13 protein-coding genes are annotated in these 13,600 nt (G+C 64.4%); 11 read left to right on the top strand and 2 right to left on the bottom strand.

The annotated features are described in order from the left end of the window. Window positions 1-100 precede the first annotated feature (100 nt). Window positions 101-919, top strand: a complete 819-nt coding sequence (locus NCS28_RS20395) for an exodeoxyribonuclease III (RefSeq protein WP_250515582.1) — start codon at window positions 101-103, stop codon at window positions 917-919. On the opposite strand, the gene NCS28_RS20390 is transcribed toward NCS28_RS20395, so the two are convergent. Continuing rightward, window positions 916-1,740 carry an alpha/beta hydrolase gene (locus NCS28_RS20390; protein ID WP_250515581.1) on the bottom strand — a complete coding sequence of 275 codons (825 nt, stop codon included), beginning with the start codon at window positions 1,738-1,740 and terminating at the stop codon, window positions 916-918. The genes NCS28_RS20395 and NCS28_RS20390 overlap by 4 nt on opposite strands. Before the next feature lie 131 nt (window positions 1,741-1,871). Then, on the bottom strand, window positions 1,872-3,242 hold the full coding sequence (locus tag NCS28_RS20385) for a nucleobase:cation symporter-2 family protein (RefSeq protein WP_250515580.1): 1,371 nt from the start codon (window positions 3,240-3,242) through the stop codon (window positions 1,872-1,874). A 373-nt stretch (window positions 3,243-3,615) separates the two neighbouring features. On the opposite strand from NCS28_RS20385, the gene NCS28_RS20380 reads away from it, so the two are divergent. From NCS28_RS20380 to NCS28_RS20335, 10 genes are all read left to right on the top strand, one after another. Beyond that, window positions 3,616-4,533: an STAS domain-containing protein gene (locus tag NCS28_RS20380; protein WP_250515579.1), complete on the top strand. Its 918-nt coding sequence runs from the start codon at window positions 3,616-3,618 to the stop codon at window positions 4,531-4,533. Between the two features lie 62 nt (window positions 4,534-4,595). Next, window positions 4,596-4,955: an STAS domain-containing protein gene (locus NCS28_RS20375; RefSeq protein WP_250515578.1), complete on the top strand. Its 360-nt coding sequence runs from the start codon at window positions 4,596-4,598 to the stop codon at window positions 4,953-4,955. A gap of 21 nt (window positions 4,956-4,976) precedes the next feature. Beyond that, window positions 4,977-5,417, top strand: coding sequence for an anti-sigma regulatory factor (locus tag NCS28_RS20370; RefSeq protein ID WP_250515577.1), 441 nt, complete (start codon window positions 4,977-4,979; stop codon window positions 5,415-5,417). Beyond that, window positions 5,402-6,466: an anti-sigma regulatory factor gene (locus NCS28_RS20365; protein ID WP_250515576.1), complete on the top strand. Its 1,065-nt coding sequence runs from the start codon at window positions 5,402-5,404 to the stop codon at window positions 6,464-6,466. The genes NCS28_RS20370 and NCS28_RS20365 overlap by 16 nt, the downstream gene beginning before the upstream one ends. After that, window positions 6,463-8,187: an ATP-binding response regulator gene (locus tag NCS28_RS20360; protein ID WP_250515575.1), complete on the top strand. Its 1,725-nt coding sequence runs from the start codon at window positions 6,463-6,465 to the stop codon at window positions 8,185-8,187. Before NCS28_RS20365 ends, NCS28_RS20360 begins: the two co-directional genes overlap by 4 nt. Then, complete coding sequence (locus NCS28_RS20355; RefSeq protein ID WP_250515574.1) at window positions 8,184-10,103, top strand: hybrid sensor histidine kinase/response regulator; 1,920 nt, start codon at window positions 8,184-8,186, stop codon at window positions 10,101-10,103. The genes NCS28_RS20360 and NCS28_RS20355 overlap by 4 nt, the downstream gene beginning before the upstream one ends. Before the next feature lie 186 nt (window positions 10,104-10,289). After that, entirely contained in the window at window positions 10,290-11,003 is a 714-nt protein-coding gene (locus NCS28_RS20350) for a GntR family transcriptional regulator (RefSeq protein WP_250515573.1), read from the top strand. 35 nt (window positions 11,004-11,038) lie between these two features. Further along, window positions 11,039-11,845 carry an SDR family oxidoreductase gene (locus NCS28_RS20345; protein WP_250515572.1) on the top strand — a complete coding sequence of 269 codons (807 nt, stop codon included), beginning with the start codon at window positions 11,039-11,041 and terminating at the stop codon, window positions 11,843-11,845. 15 nt (window positions 11,846-11,860) lie between these two features. After that, window positions 11,861-12,793 (top strand): 3,5-dioxohexanoate:acetyl-CoA acetone transferase, encoded by a 933-nt coding sequence (gene kce, locus NCS28_RS20340; RefSeq protein ID WP_250515571.1) that lies wholly within the window; start codon window positions 11,861-11,863, stop codon window positions 12,791-12,793. Between the two features lie 14 nt (window positions 12,794-12,807). Then, window positions 12,808-13,578, top strand: a complete 771-nt coding sequence (locus tag NCS28_RS20335; protein ID WP_250515570.1) for an N-acyl homoserine lactonase family protein — start codon at window positions 12,808-12,810, stop codon at window positions 13,576-13,578. Window positions 13,579-13,600: the final 22 nt, after the last annotated feature.

Raw genomic sequence — 13,600 nt, 5'->3', positions numbered from 1 at the left:
CGTGCGGAGTTCAGTGACTTTGGCAGATTTTGCGCCGGCGCGCTCGCCCATGCCGCGGCACGCAAACTGCGACGCGTGTACGATCGATTCCGATCCACCGATGGAGAGACGCCGAGTGAAAATCGCGACCTTCAACATCAACGGCATCCGTCCGCGTCTCGACGCCTTGTTGAAATGGCTCGAACGCGAATCGCCCGATATCGTCTGTCTGCAGGAATTGAAAGCGACGGACGCGCAGTTTCCCGCCGATGCAATCGCGAACGCGGGTTATGGCGCGCTATGGCATGGCCAGCAGTCGTGGAACGGCGTGGCGATTCTCGCGAAGGATGCAGAGCCGGTGCTGAGCCGGCGCGGGCTGCCCGGTTACGAAGACGACACGCATAGCCGGTATATCGAAGCGGCCGTGGGCGGCTTGCTGATCGGTTGTCTTTATCTGCCGAACGGCAATCCGCAGCCGGGCCCGAAGTTCGATTACAAGCTCGCGTGGTTCGAACGATTCAATGCCCACGCGAAGACGTTGTTCGACAGCGGACATCCCGTCGTGCTCGCGGGCGATTACAACGTCGTGCCCACCGACGAGGATATCTACAACACGCGCTCGTGGCTGAAGGACGCGCTCCTGCAGCCCGAAAGCCGCGCGGCTTATGCGGAACTTCTCGCTCAAGGCTGGACGGATGCGTTGCGCAAGACCTTTCCCGATGAGCGCATCTATACGTTCTGGGATTACTTCCGCAATCATTGGCAGACGAACTCGGGCTTGCGTATCGATCATATTTTGCTGAGCAAGGATCTCGCGAAGAAGCTGGAGGGCGCGGGCGTCGATAAATGGGTGCGCGGCGAGCCGCATGCAAGCGATCATGCGCCGACGTGGGTCACGCTCAAGCTCGGGCGCACGCGAAAGAAAGCGACGAACGCTTAGGCTTGCAGCGTGTCCCGTGCCGGTTGCAGCGAGGCGAGGAATTGCATGACGTGCTCGCGGCCGCCCATTGACCAGACGTCGAGATGGTCGGCGTCTTCGATGAGCGCGAGACGCTTGTCGCCGCGCGCGGCGTCGAAGAGGCACCGGAAGTGCGCGGGCGGGATCACGCCGTCTTTCGTGCCGCCGTAGATCAGAATCGGCGCACGCACCGAGGCGATTTTCGAAAGGCTGTCGTAGCGGTCGCGCGCGAGTAGCCGCACGGGGAAGAGCCAGAAGCGCTTCGCCGCTACATCGACGATGCTCGTGAACGGGGATTCGAGCATCAGCGCATCGATTTTTGCTTCGCTGGCGAGCTGTACGGCGACGCCCGAGCCGAGCGAATAGCCGTGCAGCACGATGTTCGATGATCGCGCGGATGCGTAGGCGTGGGCGGCGCGGGCATCGGCGTAGAGGCCGGCTTCGTGCGGCGTGCCGGGATTGCCGCCGTAGCCGCGATATTCGGCGAGGAGCACGCCGTAGCCGGCTTCGATCATCTCGAGCGCGATGTGGCCGCGTTGGGCGAGGTCTTCGCCATTGCCGTGGAAGAGGATGATCGTTGGGGCGGTTTTCTTTTGAGGTGCTTTGTAACGGGCGGTCAGGATGAGGCCGTCTTCGGTTTTTATGTCGACCGCTTCGGTCCGATCTTCTAACTCTGCGCTTTTGAAGGCTTCGATCTGTTCTAGCGGATAGACGAGGCGGCCTTGCAGCCAATACAGCCCCGTCAGGGCGATGGCGTAGGTTAGTGCTATCGCGGTTAGAAGGAGCCACAGGGCTTCGGGCATCGGGTTCGGGGCAAGGTTGGGGCTTTCCTATGTTAGTGGGTTTGGTTTTTGTTCGTTTGTTCGCTGTCGTCACCGTTTTTCCATAAAGCCAGCCTTACGCAACTACGCAACCAGACGCAAAACTCCCAAGCTCACTCCCTAATGTCCCCCTCCCCCTGCCGCAAACTCAACGGCATCTCCGCAGCGATCTCCCTCTCCACGTCCCCGGAATCCCGCTCCCGATTAAAAAGCGCATTGAGCAAAATAGAAACGACAGCAGCAAGCGTGATCCCGCTATGCGTCAACGGCCCCGCCCACGCCGGCATACGCGCAAAAAACGTCGGCGCTGCAAGCGGAATCACCCCCACGCCAAGACTGATCGCAATGATGAGCAGATTGTTCTTGCTATCGAAATCGACCTTGCTCAGGATCTTCACGCCAGTCGCCGCGACCATCCCGAACATCGCGATACCCGCCCCGCCGAGCACGACGACCGGTATCGAAGCAATCAGATTCGAAAGCTTCGGCAACAGCCCCAGCAAAATCAGAATCACGCCCGACACCGCAACGACCCAGCGGCTCTTCACGCCCGTAATCCCCACGAGCCCGATGTTCTGCGAAAACGACGAATGCGGAAACGTATTGAAGATGCCGCCGATCACCGTGCCGAGACCATCGGTGCGCAGTCCGCGCGTTGCATCGATGCGCGACACGGGCCGCATCGCGAGATCGCCGAGCGCGAGGAACATGCCGAGCGATTCCACCATGATGACGACCATCACGAGGCATAGCGATGCAATCGCGGCGATATCGAACGTCGGCAAGCCGAACGCGAACGGCCGCACCGGCGCGAACCACGCAGCCTGACCGACGCCCGCGAAATCGACGAAGCCCAGCGGCAGTGCGATCACGAAGCCGATCGCCATGCCGAGCAGCACCGAAATATTCGCGACGAAGCCCTTCAGATACTTGTTGATGAGCAGAATCGCGAGCAGCACGACCGCCGCGATCACCAGGTTCTTCGGTTCGCCAAAGCTCGGCGCGCCGCGCCCGCCGCCCGCCCAGTTGATCGCCACCGGAAAGAGCGTCATGCCGATCGTGAGAATGATCGTGCCCGTGACGATAGGCGGAAAGAAGCGCATCAGCCGCCCGAAGAACGGCGCGATCACAACCGCGAACACGCCCGCCGCGATCGTCGCGCCGAAGATCGCCGTCAGGCCCGCGCCCGACGACGCCACCGCGACCATCGGTCCGACCGGCGCGAAGCTCACGCCCATGATCACCGGCAAGCGAATGCCGAACTTCCATACGCCGATGCACTGCACCAGCGTCACGATCCCGCACGCGAAAAGGTCCGAGCTGATCAGAAACGCGACCTGTTCCTTCGGCAGCTTCAACGCCGCGCCGATGATGAGCGGCACCGCGATCGCCCCCGCATACATGACGAGCACGTGCTGGATGCCGACCGCGAGCATCTGTCCGATGGGCAGCACTTCGTCGACGGGATGAATCGTTTGGGACATATGCGCTCCGGCGGGTCGAATGACGTTGAGTCGGTCGACCGAGTATTGCATCGGGCGATAGGCGAAAAAATATTCGCGCAGCTATACACGGCATTCCATGAGGTCGCGAAGCGCAGGACATTTGACCGGACTTCGTCTACCTTGCATCGAACGATCGGAAGCATTTGCCGATTCCTCTACGCGCGCTCGCCATCGCGTGAAATATTCCGCGAATCCCTTGCGCCACAAGGCTTGGCGGACTGTCGAATTTTGGGATGGCGTGCTACATTCCCAGCGCCTTGCGTCGCGTTTATTTCGCTACTCTTCGCGGCGACGCAACAACCAACGTCCGGGGCTCGGCGCCCGATAACATCATTTGCACAGGATCTTCGGCATGGAAATGGTCGGCGGAATGCGGCTAGCCCAATTGTTCACCAGCAATCAGGAGCAACTGCTCGCGGAGTGGTTTGCGCAGCAGCACGCCATCGCTTCGCGGCGCGGGCTCGTCGGGGAAGCGGAACTGCGCAATCAGTTCGCGCAATTCGTCTCGCTTCTGATGGCGGCGCTCGGCACGTCCGATAGCGTCGATTTCAAATCCCCCGCGTGGCAGGACGTGCGCGCGTTTCTCGCGGAAATGTCCCAGCAGCGCGCGCGTCAGGGCTTCACGCCGGTCGAGACCGCCATGTTCGTGTTCTCGCTGAAGCAGCCGCTTTTCGCGCGTTTGCGCGACGCGCTCGGCAACGACGCCGCGACGCTCGCCGATCTCACGCAGACGATCAGCACGCTCTTCGACGAACTCGGTCTCTTCACCACCGAAGTGTTTCAGACGAGCCGCGAGCAGGTCATCGTGCGCCAGCAGCAGGAACTGCTCGAGCTCTCGACGCCCGTCGTGCAGTTGTGGGACGGCATTCTCGCGCTGCCGCTCATCGGCACGCTCGACTCCGCGCGCACGCAGGTCGTGATGGAGAACCTGCTGCAGAAGATCGTGGAGACGGGCGCGGCGATCGCGATCATCGACATTACCGGCGTGCCGACCGTCGATACGCTCGTCGCGCAGCACTTGCTGAAGACCGTCGCGGCGGCGCGGCTGATGGGCGCGGACTGCATCATCAGCGGCATTCGTCCGCAGATCGCGCAGACCATCGTGCATCTGGGCGTCAATCTGTCGAACGTCACGACCAAGGCGACGCTCGCCGCGGCCTTCGTCATCGCGCTGCAGCGCACCGGCAAGTCGGTGACGGCGGGGCTCGCGCAGGAGGCATCGCGCGCGGCCCGTTCGAGCGATGGTTTCGATTCGCTGCAATCGGAATGACGCCGCATCTCGCCATTCGAAGCACGCATCGAACGCAACGCGACTGAACGGGGCCTCAAGCGATGGAACGCATTCCGATTCTCAGGATGGGCAAGCTTCTGCTCGTCACCATTCAGGTCGACATGCACGACCGGCTCGCGCTCGCGCTTCAGGACGATCTGACGAGCCGGATCGTGAAGGACAGCGCGCGCGGCGTGCTGATCGACATTTCCTCCCTCGATGTGGTCGATTCGTTTATCGGACGCATGATCGGCAACACGGCCGCGATGGCGCGCGTGCTCGACGCGGAGACGGTCGTCGTCGGCATGCAGCCTTCGGTCGCGATCACGCTCGTCGAACTCGGGCTCACGCTCTCGGGCGTGCGCACCGCGCTCAACGTGGAGAAGGGCATGGCGCTCCTCGCAGGGAACGGCACGGTCTGACGGCCGCATGCGAACGACGCCATGACGATCTTCAACTCCACAGCCGCGCCGACGTCCGCCTCGACGCCCGACACGCTGCCGATCCGCTCCGACGAACAGATCGTGCGGCTGCGCCAGTTCGTGCGCGAGCGGGCCGTCGCGCAGGGCCTGTCTCTCATCGATCAAACCAAGTTCGTGACGGCGGCGAGCGAGCTGGCACGCAACACGCTCATCTATGGCGGGGGAGGCGACGTGCATTGCTACCTCGTCGAGCGCAACGGCCGCCGCGGCCTCAAACTCGAATTCGTCGACAACGGCCCGGGCATTCCGGATATCCAGCGCGCGCTGTCCGATGGCTTCACGTCGGGCAGCGGCTTGGGCCTCGGCCTCGGCGGCGCAAAACGCCTGTGCGACGAATTCGACATCCGTTCGGCGCCGGGCGCGGGCACGCAGGTCTCGATCACGAAATGGAAACCGTTCTGAAGGAATCGATGGCCGCGCAGCAACGCTACGAGATCGCCGAGGCGAGTCAGATCGCCTATGCGCGGCGCTCGATCGGCGAACTCGCGCGGGGCTTAAGCTTCAACGAGACGGCCGCGGGCGAGCTCGCGATCGTCGTCACCGAATGCGGCACGAATCTGCTGAAGCACGCGGAGCGCGGCGAATTGCTCGTGCGGCCGCTCGTCGATGCGGGCGCGGGCGCGACTCAGCGCTACGGCATCGAAGTGCTGTGCATCGACAGCGGGCCGGGCATACACGATCTGCATCGCTGCTTCGAGGACGGCTACACGACCGCCGGCAGTCCCGGCACCGGTATGGGCGCGATCGAACGCCTGTCCGACGCGCTCGACATCTGGAGCGCGCCGGGACGCGGCACGGTGCTGCGCGTCGTGTTCTGGAACGCGCCGGGCGCGCCGAACCGGCCTGCCGCTCAACTGACCTACGGCGTCGTGAATTTGCCGCTGCAAACGGAAACCGTCTCCGGCGATGCATGGGCATGCCACGTAAATGAGGGCGAATTCACCGTGCTCGTCGCCGATGGCCTCGGTCACGGTCCGCTCGCGAACGTCGCGGCGATCGAGGCGGCGAAGGCGCTTGCCGCAAACGGCGACCAGCCGCTCGACCGCATCATGGACGCCGCCAACGACGCGCTGCGCCCGACACGCGGCGCGGCGGTCGGCATCGCGCGCATGCCGGCGTCCGCGTGGATGACGAACATGCCGGTTTCGTTCGCGGGCATCGGCAATATTTCGGCGAGCGTGTGGACGGAAAGCTCGCACAAGCATCTCGTGTCGCACAGCGGCATCGTCGGGCATGCGGCGCGGCGCGCGCAGTTGTTCGACGTGCCGTATCTGCCGAACGCGCTCGTCGTGCTGCATTCGGACGGGCTCGCATCGCGCTGGGATCTCGCGCGCTATCCGGGTCTCGCGATGCGTCATCCGGCGCTCGTCGCGGCCGTGCTGTATCGCGACTTCGCGCGCGGCCGCGACGATGTCACCGTGTTCGTCGCCCGCGTGACCGGAGGCGCATGATGACGCAGCCGCTCTACGCGATGCACATCGAAAACGAGCGCGACATGGTCGCGGCCCGCGTGAAGGCGCGCGACGCGAGCGCGGCGCTCGGTTTTTCGCCGCAGGACCAGACGCGCATCTCCACGTCCGTGCTCGAAGCGGCGCGCACGGTGCTGACCGCGGGGCAGCCGGCGCGCGCGGAATTTCTCGTCGATCACGCCACGCGCGGGCGGCGCTTCGTCGTGCGTTTTCTGACGGCCGCCGGCGCGGGCGAGCGACTGCGCGCGATGCGCAACGACAACGCGCAATCCGCGCTCGGGCTGCTCGCGGCGCAGCGTCTGATGGATCAATGCGCGATCGCCGACGAAGCCGACGGCATCACGTCGATCTCGCTCGCGAAGGCCTTGCCCGATGGCGTGCCGTGCGACATGCAGGCGGTCGGCAACGCGCTTTCGCGTCCGTCGGGCGAAGACACTGCGGCGGAATTGCAGCGCCAGAATCGCGAACTGATCGCCGCGTTGGCCGATCTGCGCGAACGCCAGGAAGAATTGACGCGTCTCACGCGCGAACTCGAAGACACCAATCGCGGCGTCGTCGCGCTCTATGCGGAGCTCGATGCGCGCGCGGATCATCTGCGTCGCGCGGATGAATCGAAGTCGCGCTTTCTGTCGAACATGAGCCACGAGTTCCGCACGCCGCTCTCGTCGATCCGCGCGTTGTCGAAGCTCCTGCTGGATCGTATCGACGGCGAGCTGACCGAAGAGCAGGAAAAGCAGGTGCGCTTCATCCGCAAGGCGGCGGAAGACCTGTCGGAAACGGTCGACGACCTGCTCGATCTCGCGAAGATCGAGGCTGGCAAGATCGAAGTGCGCCCGACCGAGTTCGAAGTCGATACCTTGTTTTCAGCGCTGCGCGGCATGTTGCGGCCGCTGTCGCCGGGCGGCGCGGTCGAGCTCGTGTTCGATTCGTGCGAAGGCCTGCCGCCCATCCGCACCGACGAAGCCAAGGTCGCGCAAGTGCTGCGCAACTTCGTGTCGAACGCGCTCAAGTTCACCGAGCGCGGCGAAGTGCGCGTCGCCGCGAGCTATGACGAAGCGCGCCGGCTCATCACGTTTTCCGTCAGCGATACGGGCATCGGCATCGCGCCCGAGCATCAGCAAGTCGTGTTCGAAGAGTTCGGGCAAGTCGAGAACCGCCTTCAGCAATATGTGAAAGGCACGGGACTGGGCCTTCCGCTATGCCGCAAGCTCTGCAAGCTGCTCGGCGGCGACGTGTCGCTCGTGAGCGAAGTCGGGCGCGGCTCGACCTTCAGCGCGACGATTCCCGCTCGCTACGGCGCGGACTTCGACGCGGCGCAGCATGCCGCAAGCGATACGCGGCCCGCCGTGCTGGTCGTTGCGAGCAGTCCGATCGAGCGTCTCGATTGCGAGGCCGCGCTGCGCGATTCGTCGTATCGTGCGATGAGCGCCGCGACACTCGACGAAGCCGGCCGCCTGTTCGCGCGCACGCAGCCCGCCGCGCTCCTGCTCGCCGTGCGCCCGGCGCCGTCGGAAGCCTGGATCTGGCTCGCCGCGTTGCGCGCGCAGGCCGCGACGCGCAGCATTCCGGTCGTCGTGCTCGGCGATGCCGAGGATCGCGATGAAGCGCAGGCGCTCGGCGCGACCGCGTTCATCGAGAAGCCGGTCGGCGGCGGGACGCTGCCGGGCGTGCTGGACGCGGTGACGGGCAAGGAACCATCATGAGAAGCGACTGGAACGAGGTGCTGATCCTCAACGTCGACGACAACGACGGCGCACGCTATGCGAAAACGCGCATCCTGTCGCGCGCGGGCTTCAACGTGATCGAAGCGCCGACGGGCACCGCCGCGCTGGAACGCGTGCGCGCCGAAGCGCCCGATCTCGTGCTGCTCGACGTGAAGCTGCCCGACATCAACGGGCTCGAAGTGTGCCGGCAGATCAAGGCGTCTCCTGAGACCGCGAGCACGCTCGTGCTGCAGACATCGGCGGCGGCGGTGCATAGCCTCGATCGCATTCGCGGTCTCGAAGGCGGCGCGGACAGCTATCTGACCGAGCCTGTGGAACCCGCCGAACTGATCGCGCACGTACGTGCGTTGTTGCGCGTGCGGCTCGCGGAAAACGCGCTGCGCGAGAGCGAAGAGCGCTTCCGCCAGCTTGCCGAGAATATCGACGATGTGTTTTGGATGCTCGATCCCGCATCCGGCGAATTGCTTTACGTGAGCCCCGCTTACGCGCATCTCTTCGATACGGGCGGCGGCGCGCCCGCTCCCGTGCCCGGACCGGATCACTGGTCCGGCGACATTCTTCCGCTCGATCGCGCTCATGTTGCCGACGCGTATCGGCAACTGCTCGCGAACGGCACGCCGTATCAGGTCGAATATCGCATCGTGCGCGCGAGCGGCGGGCCGCGCTGGGTGGCGGAGCGCGCGTTTCCGGTGCGCGGCGCGGCGGGACATCCGGCGCAGCCGTATCGCATCGCGGGCATCGTCAACGATATCTCCGAGCGCAAGGCCGCCGAACTGCTGCTGCGCGAAGCGGACCGTCGCAAGGACGAGTTCCTCGCGATGCTCGCGCACGAGTTGCGCAATCCGCTCGCGCCGATCCGCAATGCGGTCGACTTGCTCGATCCCGGCCGCGAGCCGTCCGTGCAGCACTTCGCGACGGTGCGCGCGATCATCGACAGGCAAGTGCGGCATCTGAGCCGTCTCGTCGACGATCTGCTCGATGTCGCGCGCATCACGCAGGGCAAGATCACGCTGCGCCAGGAAACGGTCGATCTCGCGGTGGCGATCGCGGCGGCCATCGAGACCGTGCAGCCCGCGCTCGAACGAAAGCGCCATACGTTGACGGTGGAGCTGCCGGATGCGCCGCTCTATATCGTCGGCGACAACGTGCGGCTCGCGCAGGTGTTCGGCAATCTGCTGTCGAATGCGTCGAAGTACAGCCTCGAAGAGGGCGAGATCGCGATCGAGGCGGAACAGTTCGGCGACGAAGTGCGCATCGTCGTGGGCGACAAGGGCATCGGCATCGCGCCCGACATGCTGCCGCATATCTTCGATCTGTTCGTGCAATCGGAGACGTCGCTGGAACGATCGGAGGGCGGCCTCGGGATCGGCTTGCCGTTGGCGAAGACGCTCGTCGAGTTGCAGGGCGGGCGTATCGAGGCATTTTCCGCGGGCGCGCAGACGGGCAGCGAGTTCATCGTATGGTTGCCGCTCGCGTTGGATGCGCAAGTGGCCGCGCAGGGCGTCGGCGACGTGCTGCCGAGCGTGGCGGGCGGCAAGCGCGTGCTGGTCGTCGACGACAGCGTGGACGCGGCCACCGCGATGGCGCTGCTGCTCGAAGCGGACGGCTTCGACGTGCGCATGGCCCACGACGCGGCCGAAGCGCTCGCGCTCTCCGATGTCTTCGCGCCGCAAATCGTGCTGCTCGACATCGGCTTGCCGGGAATGGACGGCTTCAGCCTCGCGGGCGAAATGCGCGCGCGCCCCGCAACCGCCGATGCGTTGCTGATCGCGGTGACCGGCTACGGGCAGGCGCACGATCGCCAGCGCTCGAAGGAAGCGGGCTTCGATCATCATCTCGTGAAGCCGGTCGCGTTCGCAGAGATTCAACGGGCGGTCTCCGGCAAGTTCGCTTGATCGGGATTCCGAAATATTCCGCAGCGCCGCATCGCGCCTTTGGCCGATTCCGGGATCAGCGTTTTCACCTAGCAATTCAAGGTTGACTCACGCCCCTGCGCGTCCGACACTCTAGTCACTCGATGTGTGATCACAGGTCACACGATACGCAGACATTGCAGCAGCCGAACGAAAGTACGGAGGCACATGGTGGCGACACGATCGACGACGGACCTGCCCGCGCTCGAACTGGTTGCACGCGAAACGATGGCCGGCCGCGTCTATGCCCAACTGAGGCAAGCGATCATGACGGGCCGCTTCGCGCCCGGACAATTGCTGAGCCTGCGCAGCGTCGCGGAAGCAGTCGGCTCTTCCACGATGCCGGTGCGCGCCGCGCTCACGCGTTTGCAGGCGGAAGGCGCATTGATCGACGGCCCCGGCCGTGCGTTGATGGTCCCGCCGATGACGCTCGACTTGCTCGACGAACTGCGCGATGTGCGCATCGCGCTCGAAGGCGCGGTCGCGAAGCGCGCGGCGTCGCGCATGACGCGCGCGCATCTCGAAGCATTGCAGGCGACCTTCGACACGATGGACGCGCATGTCGAAGCGGGTGACGTCCCCGCGTATCTGCGCAGCAATTTCGAATTCCACATCGCCATCTACACGCACGGCGCAAGCGATCTCACGCTCGCGACGATCCAGAACCTCTGGATGCGCATCGGCCCGTTCCTGAATCTCGTCGCACCCGACATTCCCCATATGCGCCGTTCGATGGCCGCGCATCGGCATATCGTCGAAGCGCTTTGGCGAGGCGACGGTGAAGGCGCGCGCGCGGGCATCGAAGAAGACATCGGCGATGCGGCCGCCGATTTGCAGGAGCGCCTGCAAAGCGGCGACATGTCGAACGAGGCAAGCGCCTGAGCTGCACGGCAACGACAACAAGAAAGGAGACATGCATGACGGTACTTCAGATGCTGAAACCGCAGGCGGGCCTGCGCGTGCTCATCACGGGCGGCGCGTCGGGCATCGGGCTCGTGATTGCGCGCGCGTTCGTCGATGCAGGCACGCGCGTGCACGTCTGCGATGCGAGCCCCGACGCGATCGACGCACTGGCGCAAGCCGAAGCGAACGCGGAGTGCAACGCGATCACGGCGACGCTCGCGGATGTAGCGGACAAGGATGCCGTCGAGCGCGTGTTCGCCGATGTGCAGCGCGAACTCGGCGGACTCGATGTGCTCGTGAACAACGCGGGCATCGCGGGGCCGACGGGCGGTATCGACGAACTCGACGTGAACGAGTGGGAGCAGACCGTCGACGTCAATCTGAACGCGCAGTTCTACTTCGCGCGCCGCGCGGTGCCGCTGCTGCGCGACGCGCATGGCGGCGGAACGATCATCGCGTTGTCTTCCGTTGCGGGACGGCTCGGCTATGCATTCCGCACGCCATACGCCGCGACGAAGTGGGCGGTCGTCGGCATGACGAAGAGCCTCGCGATCGAGCTGGGGCCTTCGAATATCCGCGTCAATGCGATACAGCCGGGCATCGTGAAGGGACCGCGCATCGAGCGCGTGATCGACGCACGCGCGAAACAGCTGAACCTCTCTTATGAAGAGATGGAGAAGCAATATCTCGCGAAGATCTCGCTGCGCCGCATGACCACGCCCGAGGAAGTCGCGGCCACCGCGCTCTTTCTGTGCTCGCCCGCGGGCAGCGGCATCTCGGGGCAGGCGATCTCGGTGTGCGGCAACGTGGAAGTCCTGTAAAACAACGAGGATCACATGGCAACGAAACGCAAGGTCATCATCACATGCGCGCCGACCGGCGCGATCCATACGCCTTCGATGTCGCCGTATCTTCCGCTGACGCCGCAACAGATCGGCGATGCGGCGCTCGCGGCCGCGCAGGAAGGCGCGGCGATTCTGCATCTGCACGCACGCGATCCGAACGACGGTCATCCGACGCAGGATCCCGCCGTGTTTCAGGAGTTCCTGCCGCGCATCAAGGCGAATACCGATGCCGTCATCAACATCACGACGGGCGGCAGTCCGCACATGACCGTCGCGGAGAGACTGAAGCCCGCGCATCACTTCAAGCCGGAAGTCGCATCGCTCAACATGGGCTCGATGAATTTCGGCCTCTATCCGATGCTGGAGCGCTTCAAAGACCTCAAGTACGAATGGGAGCGCAAGCATCTGGAGAACAGCCGCGATCTCGTGTTCAAGAACACCTTCGCGGATATCGAATACATTCTGACCTCGTGCAGCGCGAACGGCACGCGTTTCGAGTACGAGTGCTACGACATCTCGCATCTCTACAACCTCGCGCACTTCGTCGATCGCAAGCTCGCGAAGCCGCCGTTCTTCGTGCAGAGCGTGTTCGGTTTGCTCGGCGGCATAGGGCCGCATCCCGAAGATCTCGCGCATATGAAGCGCACCGCCGATCGCCTTTTCGGCAAGGACTACGTGTGGTCGATTCTCGGCGCGGGCCGCAATCAGATTCCGCTCGGTTCGATCGGCGTCGCGCAAGGATCGAACGTGCGTGTCGGTCTCGAAGACTCGCTGTGGATCGAGCCCGGCAGGCTCGCCGAATCGAGCGCGGCGCAGGTGCGCAAGATCCGCCAGGTAATCGAAGGACTTTCGCTCGATATCGCGACGCCCGCCGAAGCGCGCGAGATGCTTGCGCTCAAGGGCGCGAGCGACACCAACTTCTGACGACGGAGGGCATCGTGAACGCCAGGCTCAAAGTAGTCGCGATGCCGACGGGCTGGCTCACCGTCGATCGCTCGTCGCAAGTGTATGGCCGCTACTTCGGCCAGCAGATGAAGGTGCCGGTGTGGTCTACGGCGATCGTCGGCGCGCAGAAGAAGATCGTCGTCGATACCGGCATACACGATCCGGGCTGGGTCTCGAACTTCGTGTGCCCGTGCGAGCAGGCGCCCGAAGAAAAGCTCGAACGCGCGCTGAAGGAGTACGTGGGCTGGAGCGCGGACGACGTCGATGTCGTCATCAACACACATCTGCATTACGACCATTCCGGCGGCAATACGCTTTTCAAGAACGCGCGCTTCGTCGTGCAGGCGGCGGAGTGGGAATACGCGGGTCATCCATTGCCGACGCAGGCCACGTATTACCAGGAGTTCCTGATCGGCCGGGAGCCGCTCGCGTATTTTCGCTGGCAGTTCGTGAACGGCGTGACCGATATCGTGCCCGGCGTGCGCGTCGTGCCGACGCCCGGACATACGCCGGGGCACCAGTCAGTCGCGGTCGATACGGAAGAAGGCGTCGTGCTGATCGCGGGCGATTGCGCGAGCTGCATGGAGAACATCGTCGATCTGGTGCCGGTGGGCATCGTGCATGAAACGCTCGCGGAGATCGGCTCGCTTTCGCGTATCCGCCAGATCGCCGATTTCGTCATACCCGGACACGACCCGAACGTCGTGCCCGGCAGTGCGGGTATCGCTTTGCCCGCGAGCGCTCGTCTGCCGCACGTCCGTTGACAGAAGCGCCCGCTTCATAACA

Origin of the sequence: Caballeronia sp. INDeC2 (assembly GCF_023631325.1) — a bacterium.
GTDB lineage: Bacteria > Pseudomonadota > Gammaproteobacteria > Burkholderiales > Burkholderiaceae > Caballeronia.
This window is presented reverse-complemented; position numbering and strand designations above follow the sequence as displayed.

Coding starts and splice junctions, on each gene's coding strand:
- NCS28_RS20395 (WP_250515582.1), top strand. CDS start 101: ATGGAGAGACGCCGAGTGAAAATCGCGACCTTCAACATCAACGGCATC.
- NCS28_RS20390 (WP_250515581.1), bottom strand. CDS start 1,740: ATGCCCGAAGCCCTGTGGCTCCTTCTAACCGCGATAGCACTAACCTAC.
- NCS28_RS20385 (WP_250515580.1), bottom strand. CDS start 3,242: ATGTCCCAAACGATTCATCCCGTCGACGAAGTGCTGCCCATCGGACAG.
- NCS28_RS20380 (WP_250515579.1), top strand. CDS start 3,616: ATGGAAATGGTCGGCGGAATGCGGCTAGCCCAATTGTTCACCAGCAAT.
- NCS28_RS20375 (WP_250515578.1), top strand. CDS start 4,596: ATGGAACGCATTCCGATTCTCAGGATGGGCAAGCTTCTGCTCGTCACC.
- NCS28_RS20370 (WP_250515577.1), top strand. CDS start 4,977: ATGACGATCTTCAACTCCACAGCCGCGCCGACGTCCGCCTCGACGCCC.
- NCS28_RS20365 (WP_250515576.1), top strand. CDS start 5,402: ATGGAAACCGTTCTGAAGGAATCGATGGCCGCGCAGCAACGCTACGAG.
- NCS28_RS20360 (WP_250515575.1), top strand. CDS start 6,463: ATGATGACGCAGCCGCTCTACGCGATGCACATCGAAAACGAGCGCGAC.
- NCS28_RS20355 (WP_250515574.1), top strand. CDS start 8,184: ATGAGAAGCGACTGGAACGAGGTGCTGATCCTCAACGTCGACGACAAC.
- NCS28_RS20350 (WP_250515573.1), top strand. CDS start 10,290: ATGGTGGCGACACGATCGACGACGGACCTGCCCGCGCTCGAACTGGTT.
- NCS28_RS20345 (WP_250515572.1), top strand. CDS start 11,039: ATGACGGTACTTCAGATGCTGAAACCGCAGGCGGGCCTGCGCGTGCTC.
- kce (WP_250515571.1), top strand. CDS start 11,861: ATGGCAACGAAACGCAAGGTCATCATCACATGCGCGCCGACCGGCGCG.